We start from the raw sequence: 16,793 nt of genomic DNA on the forward strand, positions 1-16,793 counted from the left end.
GGTTATAAATTTTTTGACATGTAAGGACCTGATCTGGAATATCCAAACTTTCTATAGTAATTTCGAGCTCCTATCCCACTAATTACGTTTATTCTGTTCTTTTCATAAACTTCAAGCGCTATTTTTTCAGCTTCTTCAAGCAAACGCTCTCCATAGCCCATGTGTTGCCATTTACCTGTTTCCGCTGAAAATCTATGATTTTCGGGGCCACGAAATTGAAAATTTCGTATGGCTGTCGAACCTAAAGGTACCATAGAACCATAAACATGTAATTCTCTTACAAGGGCTGTTTTATCATTTATTTCTTTTCTATGGGCTTTTTTAGAAGGAATTCTAAGTCTTAAAAAACCAATTAAAATATCCTTTTTAATATCTTCAAATGATAAGAAAATCTCACGCCCTTCCCCTGCATCATATTCTTCCTTTAATAATTTAATATTTTCATTATCAGGAATAATTCCATCAGATGCTTTATGTCCAACTTCTCTACAGCGGATACATTTGCAAGCAACGTCCATTTCACGGAGTTTTTTGTAAACAAGCTCACCAAGATTTGATTTTTTAACTCCTGCCTCTATAAGTGGCGACGGTATATCTCGCTGGATCCTCATGGTTCTAACCCATTTTGGAAGGATTTTTTTTAGTTCAACTATTAAATCAAGAGCTTCTTTGCTTGTATATGGTTGATATTCTCCTTTTTGCCACATGTCATGAAGTTTGGATCCTTTTGTTACAAGACAGGGGTATATTTTAAGCATATCTGGTTTAAACCTTGAATCTGTAAATATTCTTTTAAAAATTCGCATATCTCTTTTAAAATCTGTAAAAAGTCCGGGCATGAGGTGCATTGCAACTTTAATACCAGAATCTCTAAGTATTCGCGCTGCTTCTACTGTATCTTCTACGGTGTGCCCACGCTCAATCCGTTTGTATATATAATCATAAATGGTTTGAACTCCAAGTTCGACCCTTGTAACTCCCATATCAAGCATTCTATCCACATCTTGTATTTTACAGTAGTCTGGACGGGTTTCAAAGGTTATACCCACACATCTGACCTGTGAATTTTCATTTTTGCTTTGAACATCATTTAGATAAACAAAATCTTTGGGAATTTCAATATTATCTGCTAAACTGGATCTTCTAAAACTTTCAGATGGAATCTCGTTCATTGATACCTGTTTTATTCCAAAATCATTCATTGCCTGAAGACATTTGCTTACAAACCATTCCTGGTAACAGAGGAATTGTGAAGGAAATGTTCCACCCATTATAATCAATTCAACTTTATCAAGAGGGTGCCCTATACTTTCAAGCTGGAGCAAACGGTTGTAAACCTGTAAATATGGATCAAAATTGAACATTCTCGCCCTTAAAGCTGCAGGCTCTTCTCCAGTGTAACTTGGAGGGGCAATTCCACTTTCAACACAGTATAAACATCTTCCATGAGGACATTTGTGTGGTTTGCACATTACAGCAACTACTGCCACTCCTGAAATGGTTCTGGTGGGTTTTTTTCTAATTATGCTGGATATCTTCTTTCTCTCATCTGGAGATGCATATTGCAGTATCATAGAATTACTCATGAATTCTGGAAGTTTGTAATTCCTGCAGGCGTTTAGTTTTGCCTTTTCTAATTCTACTTTGTTTTTTATCTTACCCTCGATAATTTCATTGATTATGAATTCGCATGCATTTTTCATTCCTATTTTCTCCAAAAAAAATAATATTGTTATTTTAATAAATTGATGTTCATTAAGGTTATTTTAATTACAATAAACAATATAAATGTAGTGATGATTTTTGCGAATAAAGATCATTCGTAATTACTGGGCTGATTTAGCTTCCAGAACTTTTAAAGCATTTATTATATCTGTTTTGGAAATAATTCCAACTAATTTTTCATTTTCAGTTACAGGGAGCCTTCCAATATTGTTTTTGATTATTTTTTCAAACGCAGTGAATACAGGTTCATCCGGAGAGGCTAAAATAAGGTTTTTACTCATAATATCTTTTACTGGAATGCTTCTTTTGCTTTCAGGTACTTTGGATACGTCTTCAAACGTTATAATCCCTACTAAATTGTTTTTTTCAATAATAGGATATCCCATATGCCTTTGCTTGAACATGGTACTTAAAGCCTCTGAAACTGGAGTTTCAGGAGTTAAAGTGGTAACGTTTGGTGTCATTATGTCCTTTACAAGAAGTCCTTCCAGCATGGATGAGATCATCACTGTTTTATATTCCTGATCTGCACCAATATAAATAAATATAGCTATTAAAATAAGGATAAAACTGAAAAATATGCCAAAAATGGCCATTAAAATGGCAAATTGTTTACCAACTGTTGCCGCAATTTTTGTAGCTTTAACATAATTCATCTTTCTTGCAAGAAATGCCCTTAAAACTCTTCCTCCATCCATAGGGAATGCAGGAAGCAGATTAAAAATTCCAAGTACAAGGTTTATTCCTAAAAAATTAGAAAGGAACAGATTTATGTATGCATTTGGAGCATAAAATATAAAAAATTGTGAAACACCTAAGGCACCAATTCCTCCAGTGATAAAAAGACCTGCAAGACAAAAAAATGCTATAATAAAATTTGTAAGTGGCCCTGCTATTGCTATTTTAAGTTCCTGTCCTGGATCTTTGGGTATTTCACCCATTGCAGCAACTCCTCCAATTGGAAGTAGAACAATTCTTTCAACAGAAATTCCATACCTTTTTGCAACATAAGAATGGCCCAATTCATGTATTACTACCGTTACAAATATTAGAGTGATTAAAAATGCTAAATATAATGTAATTATTTCTAAAAATGCAAGGGCAAAGATTACCACCATCAATAAAAGGAATGAAATGTGTAGTTCCACTGGAATTCCAGAAATACTGAATATTTTAAATGATGACTTCATTTTTTTCACCTGTATTAACTATTGACCTAACATGTTAATAAGTTTTCTTCAAATTATAAGATCGATTTTTAAAGGGCACTTTTTCATTTAAAGTAATAATATTCCATTATATTATTATAAAAAAGGTACTTATTAACCTTATCAACCTGGAACTTACAGTAATAAAAAATATAAGAATAAAGAAACATACTAAAATTGGGTGAATTTATGAAAGTAAGCGAATTTATAGGTAAAAAAGTTCTGGATAAAAACGCAAAGGAAATAGGTAAAGTGTCTGACATAGATATAGCGCCTAAGGAAGGATTAATTAATTCAATAACAGTTTCTACAGGCGATATATGGCCTAGAAATAAAAATTTTGAAATTAAATCTGAAGACATAAATCAGATAGGGGACTATTTACTTTTAAATATTGAAGGAAGTTCAATAGAAGAAATTGTGGAAGAGAAAAAGGAAACAGAAGAAGGAAGTCTCAAAAAAACAAGATTAACTCTTAATAAATAAAATATCATGTCTTCATAAAAATTCAAAAAATGGTATCCTGGGAGGCAGATTATGGAAGTTACTGATGTATGCGGTAAATCAATAGCAAAAGGATCATATGTCATATATCAGGGAACAGGTACTATGGGTAAAGTTGAAGCTATCAAAACTGTTGATAACGACGTATGGGCAAAAATTGGCAGTACAAACCTTTGGTATAAGATCAATACTCTCCAAATGATTGATAAAGGTGATGAAAAGCTTACAAAAGTTTCAAAAGAGGGTCTAAAAGAAAAAATCAGGAAAATCAAAAAAACTGTCGGCGAAGATGTTGATATGTCCTCTGAGCTATGTGATGGTGGAGGATAAGCTTAAATTTCCTCATTTTTTTAGAATAATTTTATTAGTTTTTATTTTTTATAGGCTCTGCAGAAATCCTTTTTAAATTTTGATAGATATAAATGAATAAAAAAATAGTATTTACAGTTTTAAATTCATAAACCTATTAATATATCCATAATTTATTAATATCACTTAATTTAATAGTATTAATTAGAATTTCGTTATATTACAATATAACGAAGTAATCTAAAACCATGAAAAAACATGGAAAATTCAAATTCCAAAAAACTTAAAAACATATTCATTCAAGTTCCTATATATATCTCAAACATCACCTATTATGCCATTTTAGGCCAATTTTCTAAAAATCATAGATTTTCAACGCTTTCTTAAAAAATATGCTTACATTAACTCCTGCTCTTTTTTACTGAAAAGATATGCTGATGCTGATATTGTAGCTACTGCAAAAAGCCCTAAAACTGCAGTGTTAACGTATAACGGCAGTACAGATTCATGGAGAATTGTAAAACGTAGCGCGTCCACTCCATAAGTCAGTGGATTCAAATAAACTGCAAACTGCAGCCATTCTGGAAGTCCAGTTATTGGAAAAAGTGCTCCACTTAGTAAAAACATTGGAAGCACTATAAAACTTAAAATAAGGTTAAATCCTTCCATACTATCTGTAAATGACGCTATCATAAGTCCTAAACAGGCTAATCCCATAGAAATCAGTATAATAAGTAATGTGCTCACCAGAAAGCAGGAGATTGTCATGGAAATTCCAACTATGAATGATAAAAGCAGTAATATAACTCCCTGGATCAAAGATGCAGTACTTATTCCCAGTGCTTTACCTATTACAACTGAAGGTCGCGAAATTGGGGCTACAAGAATCTCTTTTAAAAATCCGTATTGACGATCAATTATTACTGAAACTCCTGAAAATACAGAAGTAAATAGGAGAGTCTGCCCTATTATTCCTGGAAATATGAATTGCTGGTAATCCAGTCCTATTCCTCCGAATCTCAAAGCAGCCCCTAAACCAGTTCCAAAGATTATTAACCATAAAAGAGGTGTTACAACAGAAGTTACAATACGGGACTTATATCTGATGTATCTTTTCGTTTCTCGAAGCCAGATTGTGTAAATTCCTTCTAATTCTGCCATTTATTTTCTCCCCTTCATGCTGGATCCTGTGTATTTTATAAATACATCTTCCAGGTTTGGATGATCAAGTTCAACAGATTTAACTTCAATCCTGTTTTGAACTGCAAAATTTACAACATTTGTAATTAGATTTTCTCCTCTTTCAACCATTAATTTAATTTCACCATCCATTACAAACATTTCTTTAATAAAATCAAGGTTTCCAGCCAGATTCTGGAATTTTTCCGTATCATCAACCACTAAAGTAATTGTATCTGCTTTTAATTCTCTTTTGAGGTTTTTTGGGGAGTCTGTAGTTACTATTTTACCCTGATTAAAAATTGCAATTTTATCACAGAGATTGTCAGCCTCTTCCATGTAATGAGTGGTTAAAAGAACTGTTATATTTTCTCTTTTATTCAAATCCTCAATATATCCCCATATTTTCTCTCGAGTCTGTGGATCAAGTCCCAGAGTTGGTTCGTCTAAAAAAAGAACTTTGGGGTAGTGAATTAAGCCCCTTCCAATTTCCAGTCTTCTTTTCATTCCTCCAGAATATGTTTTTGTAAATTCGTCTGCCTTTTCTCCAAGGTCAATTAAATCCAGTACTTCATCAATACGTTTTGATCGGACATCTTTTGGAACACCGTAAAGAGCTGCGTGCATTTCAAGGTGTTCCCTTCCAGTTAATATGTCATCCAGGGCTCTGGATTGAAAAACAATGCCTATAGATTTTCTAACCTCTTTAGGTTGTTTTACTATATCATAACCATTAACAGTTGCTGTTCCAGATGTTGGATGCAAAATTGTGCAGAGCATTGAAATAAGTGTGGTTTTCCCAGCTCCATTTGGCCCAAGCAAGCCATAAACACTGTTTGTTTCAACTTCCAGATTCACAGAATCCACTGCAGTGAAATCATTAAATTTTTTTGAAATATTGTATGTTTCAATAATATTATCCATTATATTCCCTTAAGAGCTTTAATTATCCTATTTAAAATAATAAAAATGGTATGGTAAGTCGGATTATTACATACTTTAACTATTTTTGTTTTTGAGATTTTATAAAGCTAACCATTAAAGTGCTGCAACTGCAGATAAAAATATAATTGAAATTTTAAATAAATTATAAAAGCAACTGAATATCCAAATTAATGTATTAAAACTAAATTTAAAAATAATCCGGTCTATTAAAGTAAAAATAAATCTGTTTAGCTTTTATATCATAAGTTAGCTGTTATTTATTTTAAAAATTCAGTTAATTTTAAATATTTTTTATTATAAATATATCTCCAGTTAACACTCCATTTCTCCAAAATAATATATCTTTCTATTTGAACCTAAAAAGTTAAACGGTGGTTTAATGATATTTGAAATAATAAAAAGTGAAGGATTAGCACATAAATCCTATTTTATAGGCTCCAAAAATCATGCAGCTATTGTAGACCCGCGAAGAGATTGTGAAATTTATTTAAAGCTTGCAGAAATGTATAATCTAAAGATTACCCACATTTTTGAAACACATATTCACGAAGATTTCGTACTTGGATCGCTGAACTTATCAAATATCATTGATTGTGAGATATATCATGGAGACAATCCTGATTTCAAAGTAGGGAGTACAGTAAAAGAAGGAGATAGTTTTAAAATTGGATCTCTTGAATTTGGAATTTTAGAAACACCAGGACATACTGACGAAAGCATCTCCATAACATTAAAAGATAAAAGTGTTTCAGACGATTTTTATGCAGTTTTTACTGGTGATGCTCTTTTTGCAGGCGAAGTAGGTCGAACAGACCTTTATGGAAGTGATGAAAATCAGAGGATGGCCTGGAACCTCTACAAAAGTTTACATGAAAAAATTCTTCCTTTAGGAGATAGCGTAATAGTTTATCCTGCTCATGGAGCTGGATCTCCCTGTGGGGCGGATATTCGCCAGCATGAATACACAACTATTGGATATGAGAAAAAAACGAATCCTGTAGTCAGATATAATAGAGAAGAATTTATGGCCCATAAGATGAATGAAAAAATCGAAAAACCTCCATATTTTGATAAAATGGCTGAGTATAACAGTAAAGGAGCTCCAATTCTATGCAAAACTCCCTATCTTAAGCATTTAAACATGGAAGAACTTAAAGAACATATTAAAAATGGGGCCCAGGTTGTAGATATCAGAACACCTCCCAGTTTTGCAGGAGGGCACATTAAAGATACACTCAACATCTGGAAAGAGGGCTTACCTGTTTTTGCAGGATGGATGCTTAACTATGAGGATCCTATTATTTTAATTGATGAAGATGGTACCCAGATAACTGATACAATCAAACATTTTATTCGCACAGGTTATGATAACATCTTTGGCTACCTTGAAGGAGGATTTACATCATGGTTTAAAGGTGGGGGTGAAATAGAAACTGCAGACATCTGGTCTGTGCATAAATTAAAAGAAAATCTTAATGATGAATCAATATTCATTCTTGATGCACGAAAAATTGGTAAATACGAAAAAGTGGGACGTGTAGAAGGAGCATACCATATTTTTGTTGGATATTTGAAGGATCGTCTTAATGAAATTCCAAAAGACAAAAAAATCGTTGCATACTGCGATTCAGGATTTAAGACAGGTATTGCAATAAGCATACTTCAAAAAAATGGCTATAAAAATGTTGCAAATGTCATCGGCAGCATGAATGCCTGGCTAAGTGCAGGATATCCCACAGTTAAAGACTGAAGTTAGAAAATGTTCAGTTAGCCGTCGAAACTATGTTTTCGGGCATCAAAAACAAAGTTTTTGAAAGCATCGAGATTTTAGAAAAAGCTCCAAACTTAACTAACCCTGATGAAGATATAATTGGTTTTAACGACGAATCAAGATTTTTCGTGAATCTGTGAATGTTATTGGATTTCATTCTATAAATTTTTGCTTACATTTGATGGAAGTCAGGTCAAAAAAGTTAAGAGGATTACTATAATTATACAGTTACATGCTAAACATTAAACATTAAACTAAAGACCTAAACATTTATCTATAGGTTTATACTAATAATTCACAAGTTCTATTGAATGTAACTATAAAGTCCACATTTGTTTCATTATACAAAGATTTTATAAAAACAAAGACTATTGATTAATAGGAATAAAGGGGCGCAGTATGACTAATGATCTAACTTTTATAACAAATGAACCTGGAAAGAAGCTTGTAGATAGATTCAATACTCTTATTAAAGATACTCAATTTTTTGATTGTTTAGTTGGCTATTTTTACACAAGCGGATTTCATTCTCTTTATAAATCTTTGGAAAAAACAGAAAAGATTAGAATACTGATTGGAATTAGCACTAATAAAGAAACATTTGGTTGGATTCAAAGATCAAAAGCTGAACAAAGCTTTAATTTTTTATCAAGCAAAGAAACCAAAGAAGAGTTTTCCAGTAAAATAATAAATGAAATGGAAACATCCGAAGATTCGTTCAATGTTGAAACAGGTATCAGAAAATTCATAGAATGGCTTAAATCTGGAAAATTAGAGATAAAGGCATTTCCTTCAGAGCGAATACATGCAAAACTTTACATCATGACTTTTGATGAAGATGATAGGGATAAAGGACGAGTAATAACAGGATCAAGCAATTTTACCAAAGCAGGTTTAAATGATAACATTGAATTCAACGTTGAATTGAAAAATAGAAATGATTACGAATTTTCTTTAGAAAAGTTCAATGAATTATGGGAAAAATCTGTAGAAGTATCTGAAGAATATGTGGAGACAATAAAGCAAAAAACATGGTTAAATGACTCAATTACTCCTTATGAGCTTTATCTCAAATTCCTTTACGAATACCTCAAAGAAAAAATCAATATTGACCAGGAAGAACTTAAAAGAGCGCTTTTACCTGAAAACTTTTTAGATTTGGAATATCAAAAGGATGCTGTTAGGGACGCTAAAATGAAACTTGAAGAGTATGGCGGCGTTTTTTTAGCAGATGTTGTGGGTTTAGGTAAGACATACATTTCTGCAATGCTTGCTCAACAATTAGATGGCCGTACTTTGGTAATAGCTCCTCCAATTTTACTTGATAGAGATAATCCTGGGTCATGGCCAAACGTTTTTGTTGATTTTGGAGTAAGAGGCGTAGAATTTGAATCAAAAGGTAAATTAGATAAAATAATTGATAGGGGAGTAGATAAATACAGCAATATATTTATTGATGAATCACACGATTTTAGAAACGAAGAAACCCAGGGATTTGCTAAATTATCGCAAATCTGCCAGGGAAAGAGAGTAGTACTGGTATCTGCAACTCCACTTAATAACACTCCAAGGGATGTCTTAAATCAAATAAAATTATTCCAGAAACCGCGTAAATCCACACTTCCTAATCCAGAAGTAAGGGACCTGGAGAAATACTTCACTAAACTTCAAAATAGATTAAATGGTTTGGATAGGAGAAGGGATAAGGAAGAATACCTGAGGGTAGTACAGGAAAATGCTGATGAGATCAGGGAAAATGTACTGCAATATTTAATGGTTAGAAGAACCAGAACAAGCATAATGAAGTATTATGGTAAGGATTTAGAAAAACAGGGGCTAAAATTCCCTGATGTGGAAGATCCAGAACCTATTTATTATCATTTCGATGAAAAATTAGATAATATTTTTAACAGGACATTGGCGTTAATTATTAGGGAATTCAGTTACTCCAGATATACTCCGTTATTGTACCTTAAAAGAGATTTAACTCCTCTTGAAAAAGTTTCTCAAAGAAACATGGGAAGGTTCATGAAAATTCTTCTTTCAAAAAGATTAGAAAGTAGTTTTCATGCTTTTAAAAATAGTATTGATAGATTTATCCTTTCATACACTCGCTTCATTGGTGAATACAAAAAAGGGAACGTATATGTAAGTAAAAAGGATATAAATAAGATATTTGAATTACTGGAAAACGACGACGATGCTGCCATACAACATTTGATAACAGAGGGCAGGGCAGAAAGATATGATTCATCTGATTTTGAATCGGAGTTTTTAAAAGATTTAATGAGAGATTTAGAAGTTTTAGAGGAAATTCAAGCTATGTGGGATGATATTACAGATGATCCTAAACTTGATGAATTCATAAGAGTTTTAAAAGAGGATAAAAATCTTGGAGACAATAAAATACTTGTTTTTACTGAATCAAAGGAAACTGCATTTTATTTAGAAGAAAAACTGAATAAAGCCTTCGGAAAAGTGACATTAGCATATTCAGGTGATTCACCTGAATCAATGCGCCGAAAAGTTATAAAGAATTTTGATGCTAAAGAAAGAAATCCAGAGGACGATTATCAAATACTGGTTTCTACTGATGTTTTATCTCAGGGTGTTAACCTGCACCGTTCTAATGTTGTTATAAATTATGACATTCCCTGGAATCCGACAAGGATGATGCAGAGAGTGGGACGTATCCAGAGGGTTGATACCAAGTTTGATAAAGTTTTTATATATAATTTCTTCCCTGCAGGCCCAATAAACGAGCTTATAGGTTTAGAAGAAGCTGCCACGTCTAAAATAGCTGCTTTTATTGAAATGCTTGGAAATGATTCAAAATTACTTACTGATGAAGAAATAAAATCTCATGATTTATTCAATAGATTAACTTCAAAAGAAACAATAACTGGAGAAGATGAAGAGGAAGTGGACCACGAACTCAAATATTTGACATTTTTAAGAGATATAAGGGATAATGAACCGAATTTATTTAATAAGATTAAGAAACTTCCTAAAAAAGCCAGAACTGCAAGAAAACATTTAGAAAATTATAATTCATTATTAACGTTCTTTAAAAGCGGGAAATTAAGGAAAATATTTATAACTAAGGGAGAAAATGCTGAAGAGCTTGATTTCATTGAAGCTGCAGAAATTCTTGAAGTTGATAAGGAGACTAAAGCTGAAAAAATAGATGCAGAATTTTATAATCATTTAGATATTAATAAGAAAGAATTTGAAGCGGTTTTTGATGTTGAAGAGGAAAAAATTAAAACAGGCAGTAGAAGCCATTCAACGAAACTTATTAAGATAATTAATGCAACATTGCGGATGCAAAAGCAATTTAGTGAAGATGATGAGGAATATTTACGAGATGTAATTGGATTATTGGATGATGGAGTTCTACCAAAGGGACTTAGTAAAAAATTAGTCAAAGAATTAAATGATTTGGAAGATTTAGAACCGCTTAAAATTTTAGGGAAAATTAGAGCAGGGATACCTTCAGAATATTTAAAAGGAGATAGTAATGCTCCACCAGAGCCTTCTGGGCATAGGGAAGTTATTTTATCTGAATATTTAATTGGTGAATAAAATGGATAGTCAAAGAGCTGTAAAACTTTTAGATGAAACTTTTAATCAGGAATTTGACATTGAAAGATTTGCAATTTTTATTAATGAATTATTTAACCATTTTAAGTTTAAGAAGAACTTTGAAGAGGATTCAGTTCCACTAAGCACGGAATATAACGATTATATCGAAAAATTACAATCTTTAGGAGTATACAGGGACTCTAATAAAGAAACAATTGAAGTTTTTGCAGTTAAACTTAAAAGAGATAGTTCTGTTGAAAAAGCAAGAACTATGCAGCGAAATTCAATTGCTAATTACCTTAAAAAATTTAATAGGAATGCATCATTGGTTGCTTTTTATGGTGATAATCCTGAAGATTGGCGGTTTTCACTTGTAAAAGTAGATTATGAACTTTTTAAGGACGAAAAAGGTAATTTAAAGGTTGATGAAAAGCTAACCCCTGCAAAAAGATATTCATTTTTAGTTGGTAAAAATGAGCCGAACCATACCTGTAGAAGTCAATTTTTACCCTTAATAGAAAAAGAAACTGAAGATCCGACTGTTGAAGAGATTGAAACTGCTTTCAGCGTAGAAAAAGTAACTAAAGAATTCTTCAATGAATATAAAGAGCTTTTTTTACGCCTAAAGGACTCATTAGATAAAATAATTGGGAAAGATCCTGTAATAAAAGCTGAATTCGATGAAAAGAATATAATCACTGCGGATTTTGCAAAAAAACTAATGGGGCAAATTGTATTTATTTACTTCCTGCAAAAGAAGGGGTGGCTTGGAGTAGAGATGGATCAGGAATGGGGAACTGGTCCTAAAAACTTCTTAAGAACTCTTTATGATAAAAAAGATTATGACAATTTCTTCAACGATGTATTAGAACATTTATTTTATGATGCATTGGCTACTGATAGATACGATGATTACTATGAAAAATTTGAATGTAAAATTCCTTTTTTAAATGGGGGTTTGTTTGAGCCTATTAATTTATATAATTGGCGTAAAACCGGTATTAAAATTGATAATAAAATATTTGGAGATATTTTAAATACTTTTGACCTGTTTAACTTTACAATAAAAGAAGACGAACCTTTAGAGAGAATAGTGGCTGTAGACCCTGAAATGTTAGGGAAAGTCTTTGAAAATTTACTTGAAGTTAAGGATAGGAAATCAAAAGGTGCTTTTTATACTCCAAGAGAAATTGTGCATTACATGTGCCAGCAGAGCCTTATTAATTATCTTGGTACTCATTTAGAAATTCCAAAAGAAGATATTGAAAGTTTTATCCAGTTAGGAGATTTTGCATTAGATTCAATTATCAGAGCTAAGGAATTAGGCCAATCTTCTAAAATGTATGCACTTCCAGAATCTATAATCGCTGAAAAAGATATTATTGACAAATTAATTGATGAGGTTAAAATTGTAGACCCTGCTGTTGGATCAGGTGCATTCCTTGTTGGTATGATGAATGAAATGCTTAAAGTTAAGTCTATTTTATCTTTATTAAAAGATGAAATTAATGTAAATTATGATATTAAGCATCAAATAATTGAAAATTCCCTTTATGGAGTAGATTTAGACTCTTCTGCAGTGGATATAACAAAATTAAGGTTTTGGCTTTCTCTTATAGTTGATGAAGAATCTATTGATGATATAAAACCATTACCTAACTTAGATCATAAAGTAATGTGTGGAAATAGCCTTCTGGAAGAATATAATGGTCTAAAGTTATTCGATGAAAATATTCTGTTAGAAAAGCCTAAAGAAAAAAAAGAGTTAAAACAGATAACCTTATATGATGAAAGGCTTCAAGAATCACGTAAAAAGCTAAAAAGGTTAAGAGAACTGCAAAAACTTTACTTTAATGAACAGAATAAAAGGCAGAAAGATAGTTATAGGGCAGAAATTGACAAAATAGAATGGGAATTAATTGAGGAAACTCTTAAAGAAGAAGGTAATGAAGAAGCTATTCAAAAGCTTGAGCATTATAAAAAAGGTAATTCAAAACCTTTCTTTTTATGGAAATTATATTTTGCAGAGGTCTTTCAAAGGAAAAATCCTGGATTTGATGTAGTAGTTGCTAACCCTCCATATGGGATAGTATATGATGAAGCCTTTAAAAAAATGTATGAGGACAAATTTGAAACCTTTAAAAGAAATAATGATATATATGTGGCATTTTATGAAAATGGATTGTTTTTATTGAGAAATAACGGAACAATTGTATATATAACTCCTAACACATTTTTAAATGGAGATTACTTTAAATTGTTACGAAAAAAATTAACTAGTGAAGTTATAATCACTGAAATTCATGATTTTAAAAATGTTCATATATTTGACGATCCAACTGTGTTTGTAGCGGTACTTAGTAGTATTAAAAAAAGAGAAGTCAATTATCCTTATACCTTTAATATCAAAACTTCAAAGGATTCAATAGCTAATTTTGATGAAGAACTAATTGAAATAGAAAAAAAATCTGATAAACCATTGAAAGCTCGAAATCCCATATTAAGAAAAATTTTAGGAATTCCAAACATTGAACTAATTGATAATATTTTTTATGTTAAAGACGTGGGTTTTAATTATTGGACAAAAGGTAGGGGTAAAAAGAGAGGAGGAAATTCAATAGGTAAAAGAGTATTTTATAAAGGCAAACAATTAGATTCTAAAGATATACCTTTCTTAAAAGGTAGAAATATAGTTAAATATTATATTGATTCTCCTAATAATTATTTAAAACACGACTATGAAAGTTATTTAGATTATGAAGTTGATACATTTAGATTCTCTGAAAATTTTCTGAAGCAAAATCCAAAAATAATTTATAGGCAAACTTCAAATAAAATTGTTGCAACAATAGATTTTAATTCTTATTTTCTTGATAAAACTGTTCATTTAATAGTTCCAAAGGAAGATAAAAGTTCTTTAGATTTAAAATATGTTCTAGCATTATTAAATTCTAGATTATTTAATTATCTATATCAATATGTTTCACAAGAAATGTCTGGTAGAACGTTTGCTCAAGTTAAAACTACTTATATAAAACAATTACCTGTCAAATTAATCTCTATACTAGAACAAAAAGCTTACATTGAATTAATTAATCAGATATTCGAAATAACAAGAAATAATGATTATTTAACCGATGATAAAAAACAAAATGAAGTAAAGAAGCTAGAAAATGAACTTGATAAACTAATATATGATTTGTATGAATTAACTCCTAAAGAAAGAAAAATTATTGGAAATTTCAATCAAGAATAAATGGTAGTGTAAAAATGGAAATTACTAAATGTCTCAATGAATGGAATGCAACAATTGAAGCTTTGGGCCAGGGAAAACAAACAATTTTAATAAGGAAATATGGGATCAGTATTGATAAATATTTCGGTTCTTAAGGCTCCATTTTAATATATACAAAATATACAACTGTACTTTTATCAGATACATTTGAATAACTATCAATGCGTGAAATTAGAAAATAACCAGTTCGGCTGCCCCAAAAAGAGGCATTCGAAGAGATTCTAAATAAAATTTAACCCGTTAAAATTAAAATAGAAGAAAAAAAGGATACGGGCAAAATCATAAGCAGTGCATTTTTTGAATACAAAGTTAAGGATGAAAAAGGTAATTATACAGATGAATCCAGTAAAACAGACCCTGAAATAACAAAATCAACTTTGTATGGTTATATAAGGGAGTTTGGAAAGTATGGATTGATTGAAAAGGACAAAAATCAGTATAAATTAACTGAATTAGGGAAAAAAAATTCGTGGATATGTTGATTGAGCATTTAATTGAATTTGTTTTGCACTAATCTTAATAAATGTAAAAATTAATATATTAAACCATAGAAAATTACACTTAATAAGAAAAATTAAATGATCTTGAATTATTCCAGTGATTTGTCATGAAAAAAGAAGAAATTATTGAAATTCGTCAAACGCGTAGCGTTCAGGACGCCAAAATTCAAAGAATTTTGCGCGTAATAAGAATTTCAAACCCTATGATCCAAAAGAAATATAAGGGCATTGTAAAATGTATTTTTGGGTCTTATGTTCGTGGTGAAGAAGGTCCAGGAAGTGATCTGGATGTTTTAGTGGAATTTAAAGATGATGCAAATCTTCTGGATTTAGTAGGTATTTCTCAATTCCTGGAAGATAGAATCCATATTCCTGTTGATGTGGTCCCTATTGACACTGTTCGAGAGGAGATTAGAGAGCAGGTTTTAAGGGAGGCTATTCCTATATGAGGGATTCAAAGCTTTACGTTTAGTTTTTCCTAATTTAATGATTTCCTTCAAGATCATTGAGAGTTCTAGTAACACCTTTCTTAAATCCGTTTCTAGATTCTTAAACTGTTTCCTCAATGCCTTCTGATGATTTTATTATCTTTTTTATCAATTTTTTATCTTTCATGAATCATTTCACCTTATATCATGCAAAGACCACTTTTTTCCGGTAATTCAATTTATGACTTCGCATAAACCTTTCTAGTTCTCCTTCATATTTTTGGGGCACCATAATTCCTGAACGCAGTCTTTCGCCTTGAAGATCCTGTATCATACCTTCATAAGTGTACTTTCTGTCTTTTTTCTTTTGAGAATAGCCGTAAAGGATTTGATTCACTTTAACTTTCTCTTGAGGAGATAATTCATCCATGGAATAAGTGAAAAGCACTTGAGGGGAGGGATTAATAATTCGAATTAAATATTCAGAAATTGCTGGTTTGATTAAAAATCCTTCAGTAAGGATTCCGTAGAAAAATGATTTGTCAATATCTTCATCTTCGCTAACTGCATAGAGTGATGCGGGAAGCTCCAGTTCAGCCTCACATTCATCGGATAGAATATTATATAATGGTTCTTCACCCTTTTTAAGGTTTTCACGGTCATGGAACAGTGCAAAAAAATCCACATCTGATTTAGAAGTTAGTTCTCCTCTTATATAACTTCCATATGCCACCAAGAGTTCCAGGCCTTCGATATGATGAGTTTTTTGATGGATTTTATCTAGAAACTTCTTCTGGTAAGATTTTAACATCTAATTCACTCTCAACTCTTTTTACAATTTTTTCCATGCATTTTACAGCTTCTTCAGCTAGATCTCCATTGCTTCCACCGTAACCCAATCTTTCATAAATTCTATGTAATCGGCGGAAACACTTTCTTTCACTCTCGCCCAGTTCAGTTTTTACTATGTAAAATGTCTGGGTTCTCCTGTGAGTGGAATATGGATCTTCTCGGCTTTCATAGGCTAAAACAGCTTCTTCAGCTACTTTATATGCCATATCTCCAACTACAGATAATCTTTCTTTTTGAAGAGCTTCATACAATGTTTCAGCCTTCTCACGTGCATTTCTAAGGTGGATATCAATTGAAACCATTTTAAAATCTCCTTTCCTTAATAATTATATAACTGAAATATTAGATAAGTTTTTCTACTAATTGTTAAAGAAAATTCTTTAATTATTATAGGATAGAGTATGTATATAGCTTTTTCTACTAATAATTAATGAAAAATGTGGGATAATAATGATATGAATTTGCCAGATATAGGACATAACGGACAAATAT

13 protein-coding genes and 1 pseudogene are annotated in these 16,793 nt (G+C 31.5%); 8 read left to right on the forward strand and 6 right to left on the reverse strand.

Going from position 1 to position 16,793, the window contains the following annotated elements:
- Positions 1–2: 2 nt before the first annotated feature.
- A complete protein-coding gene (locus PQ963_02105) occupies positions 3–1,703 on the reverse strand; it encodes a tRNA uridine(34) 5-carboxymethylaminomethyl modification radical SAM/GNAT enzyme Elp3 (GenBank protein ID MEN4028461.1) in 1,701 nt (566 codons plus the stop codon).
- Positions 1,704–1,826: 123 nt separating this feature from the next.
- Positions 1,827–2,915 (reverse strand): CBS domain-containing protein, encoded by a 1,089-nt coding sequence (locus tag PQ963_02110; protein MEN4028462.1) that lies wholly within the window; start codon positions 2,913–2,915, stop codon positions 1,827–1,829.
- 207 nt (positions 2,916–3,122) lie between these two features.
- On the opposite strand from PQ963_02110, the gene PQ963_02115 reads away from it, so the two are divergent.
- Together PQ963_02115 and PQ963_02120 are read left to right on the forward strand one after the other, a co-directional pair.
- On the forward strand, positions 3,123–3,419 hold the full coding sequence (locus tag PQ963_02115) for a PRC-barrel domain-containing protein (protein MEN4028463.1): 297 nt from the start codon (positions 3,123–3,125) through the stop codon (positions 3,417–3,419).
- 51 nt (positions 3,420–3,470) lie between these two features.
- Complete coding sequence (locus PQ963_02120; GenBank protein ID MEN4028464.1) at positions 3,471–3,767, forward strand: DUF2098 domain-containing protein; 297 nt, start codon at positions 3,471–3,473, stop codon at positions 3,765–3,767.
- Positions 3,768–4,142: 375 nt separating this feature from the next.
- Here PQ963_02120 and PQ963_02125 read toward each other — a convergent pair whose 3' ends face one another.
- The gene (locus tag PQ963_02125) at positions 4,143–4,907 is read right to left on the reverse strand and encodes an ABC transporter permease (GenBank protein ID MEN4028465.1); all 765 of its coding nucleotides are present in this window, start codon (positions 4,905–4,907) and stop codon (positions 4,143–4,145) included.
- The gene (locus PQ963_02130; protein ID MEN4028466.1) at positions 4,908–5,849 is read right to left on the reverse strand and encodes an ATP-binding cassette domain-containing protein; all 942 of its coding nucleotides are present in this window, start codon (positions 5,847–5,849) and stop codon (positions 4,908–4,910) included. It abuts the gene before it with no gap.
- 400 nt (positions 5,850–6,249) lie between these two features.
- Between PQ963_02130 and PQ963_02135 the strand changes: the two genes are divergently transcribed.
- From PQ963_02135 to PQ963_02160, 6 genes and pseudogenes are all read left to right on the forward strand, one after another.
- Positions 6,250–7,620 carry an MBL fold metallo-hydrolase gene (locus PQ963_02135; protein ID MEN4028467.1) on the forward strand — a complete coding sequence of 457 codons (1,371 nt, stop codon included), beginning with the start codon at positions 6,250–6,252 and terminating at the stop codon, positions 7,618–7,620.
- A gap of 32 nt (positions 7,621–7,652) precedes the next feature.
- Positions 7,653–7,781, forward strand: coding sequence for a hypothetical protein (locus PQ963_02140; GenBank protein ID MEN4028468.1), 129 nt, complete (start codon positions 7,653–7,655; stop codon positions 7,779–7,781).
- A gap of 259 nt (positions 7,782–8,040) precedes the next feature.
- Positions 8,041–11,226 carry a helicase-related protein gene (locus PQ963_02145; GenBank protein MEN4028469.1) on the forward strand — a complete coding sequence of 1,062 codons (3,186 nt, stop codon included), beginning with the start codon at positions 8,041–8,043 and terminating at the stop codon, positions 11,224–11,226.
- Position 11,227: 1 nt separating this feature from the next.
- A complete protein-coding gene (locus tag PQ963_02150; protein ID MEN4028470.1) occupies positions 11,228–14,482 on the forward strand; it encodes a TaqI-like C-terminal specificity domain-containing protein in 3,255 nt (1,084 codons plus the stop codon).
- 14 nt (positions 14,483–14,496) lie between these two features.
- Positions 14,497–14,604 (forward strand): annotated as a pseudogene (locus tag PQ963_02155) (DUF1802 family protein).
- Positions 14,605–15,128: 524 nt separating this feature from the next.
- Positions 15,129–15,470: a nucleotidyltransferase family protein gene (locus PQ963_02160; GenBank protein ID MEN4028471.1), complete on the forward strand. Its 342-nt coding sequence runs from the start codon at positions 15,129–15,131 to the stop codon at positions 15,468–15,470.
- A 184-nt stretch (positions 15,471–15,654) separates the two neighbouring features.
- Here PQ963_02160 and PQ963_02165 read toward each other — a convergent pair whose 3' ends face one another.
- Both PQ963_02165 and PQ963_02170 read right to left on the reverse strand, forming a co-directional pair.
- Positions 15,655–16,260 (reverse strand): nucleotidyltransferase domain-containing protein, encoded by a 606-nt coding sequence (locus tag PQ963_02165; protein ID MEN4028472.1) that lies wholly within the window; start codon positions 16,258–16,260, stop codon positions 15,655–15,657.
- The gene (locus PQ963_02170) at positions 16,226–16,603 is read right to left on the reverse strand and encodes a HEPN domain-containing protein (protein MEN4028473.1); all 378 of its coding nucleotides are present in this window, start codon (positions 16,601–16,603) and stop codon (positions 16,226–16,228) included. Before PQ963_02170 ends, PQ963_02165 begins: the two co-directional genes overlap by 35 nt.
- Positions 16,604–16,793 lie beyond the last annotated feature (190 nt).

Origin of the sequence: Methanobacterium sp. (assembly GCA_039666455.1) — an archaeon.
Taxonomy (GTDB): domain Archaea; phylum Methanobacteriota; class Methanobacteria; order Methanobacteriales; family Methanobacteriaceae; genus Methanobacterium_D.

Coding starts and splice junctions, on each gene's coding strand:
- PQ963_02105 (MEN4028461.1), bottom strand. CDS start 1,703: ATGAAAAATGCATGCGAATTCATAATCAATGAAATTATCGAGGGTAAG.
- PQ963_02170 (MEN4028473.1), bottom strand. CDS start 16,603: ATGGTTTCAATTGATATCCACCTTAGAAATGCACGTGAGAAGGCTGAA.
- PQ963_02130 (MEN4028466.1), bottom strand. CDS start 5,849: ATGGATAATATTATTGAAACATACAATATTTCAAAAAAATTTAATGAT.
- PQ963_02115 (MEN4028463.1), top strand. CDS start 3,123: ATGAAAGTAAGCGAATTTATAGGTAAAAAAGTTCTGGATAAAAACGCA.
- PQ963_02140 (MEN4028468.1), top strand. CDS start 7,653: ATGTTTTCGGGCATCAAAAACAAAGTTTTTGAAAGCATCGAGATTTTA.
- PQ963_02110 (MEN4028462.1), bottom strand. CDS start 2,915: ATGAAGTCATCATTTAAAATATTCAGTATTTCTGGAATTCCAGTGGAA.
- PQ963_02165 (MEN4028472.1), bottom strand. CDS start 16,260: ATGTTAAAATCTTACCAGAAGAAGTTTCTAGATAAAATCCATCAAAAA.
- PQ963_02135 (MEN4028467.1), top strand. CDS start 6,250: ATGATATTTGAAATAATAAAAAGTGAAGGATTAGCACATAAATCCTAT.
- PQ963_02125 (MEN4028465.1), bottom strand. CDS start 4,907: ATGGCAGAATTAGAAGGAATTTACACAATCTGGCTTCGAGAAACGAAA.
- PQ963_02150 (MEN4028470.1), top strand. CDS start 11,228: ATGGATAGTCAAAGAGCTGTAAAACTTTTAGATGAAACTTTTAATCAG.
- PQ963_02160 (MEN4028471.1), top strand. CDS start 15,129: ATGAAAAAAGAAGAAATTATTGAAATTCGTCAAACGCGTAGCGTTCAG.
- PQ963_02120 (MEN4028464.1), top strand. CDS start 3,471: ATGGAAGTTACTGATGTATGCGGTAAATCAATAGCAAAAGGATCATAT.
- PQ963_02145 (MEN4028469.1), top strand. CDS start 8,041: ATGACTAATGATCTAACTTTTATAACAAATGAACCTGGAAAGAAGCTT.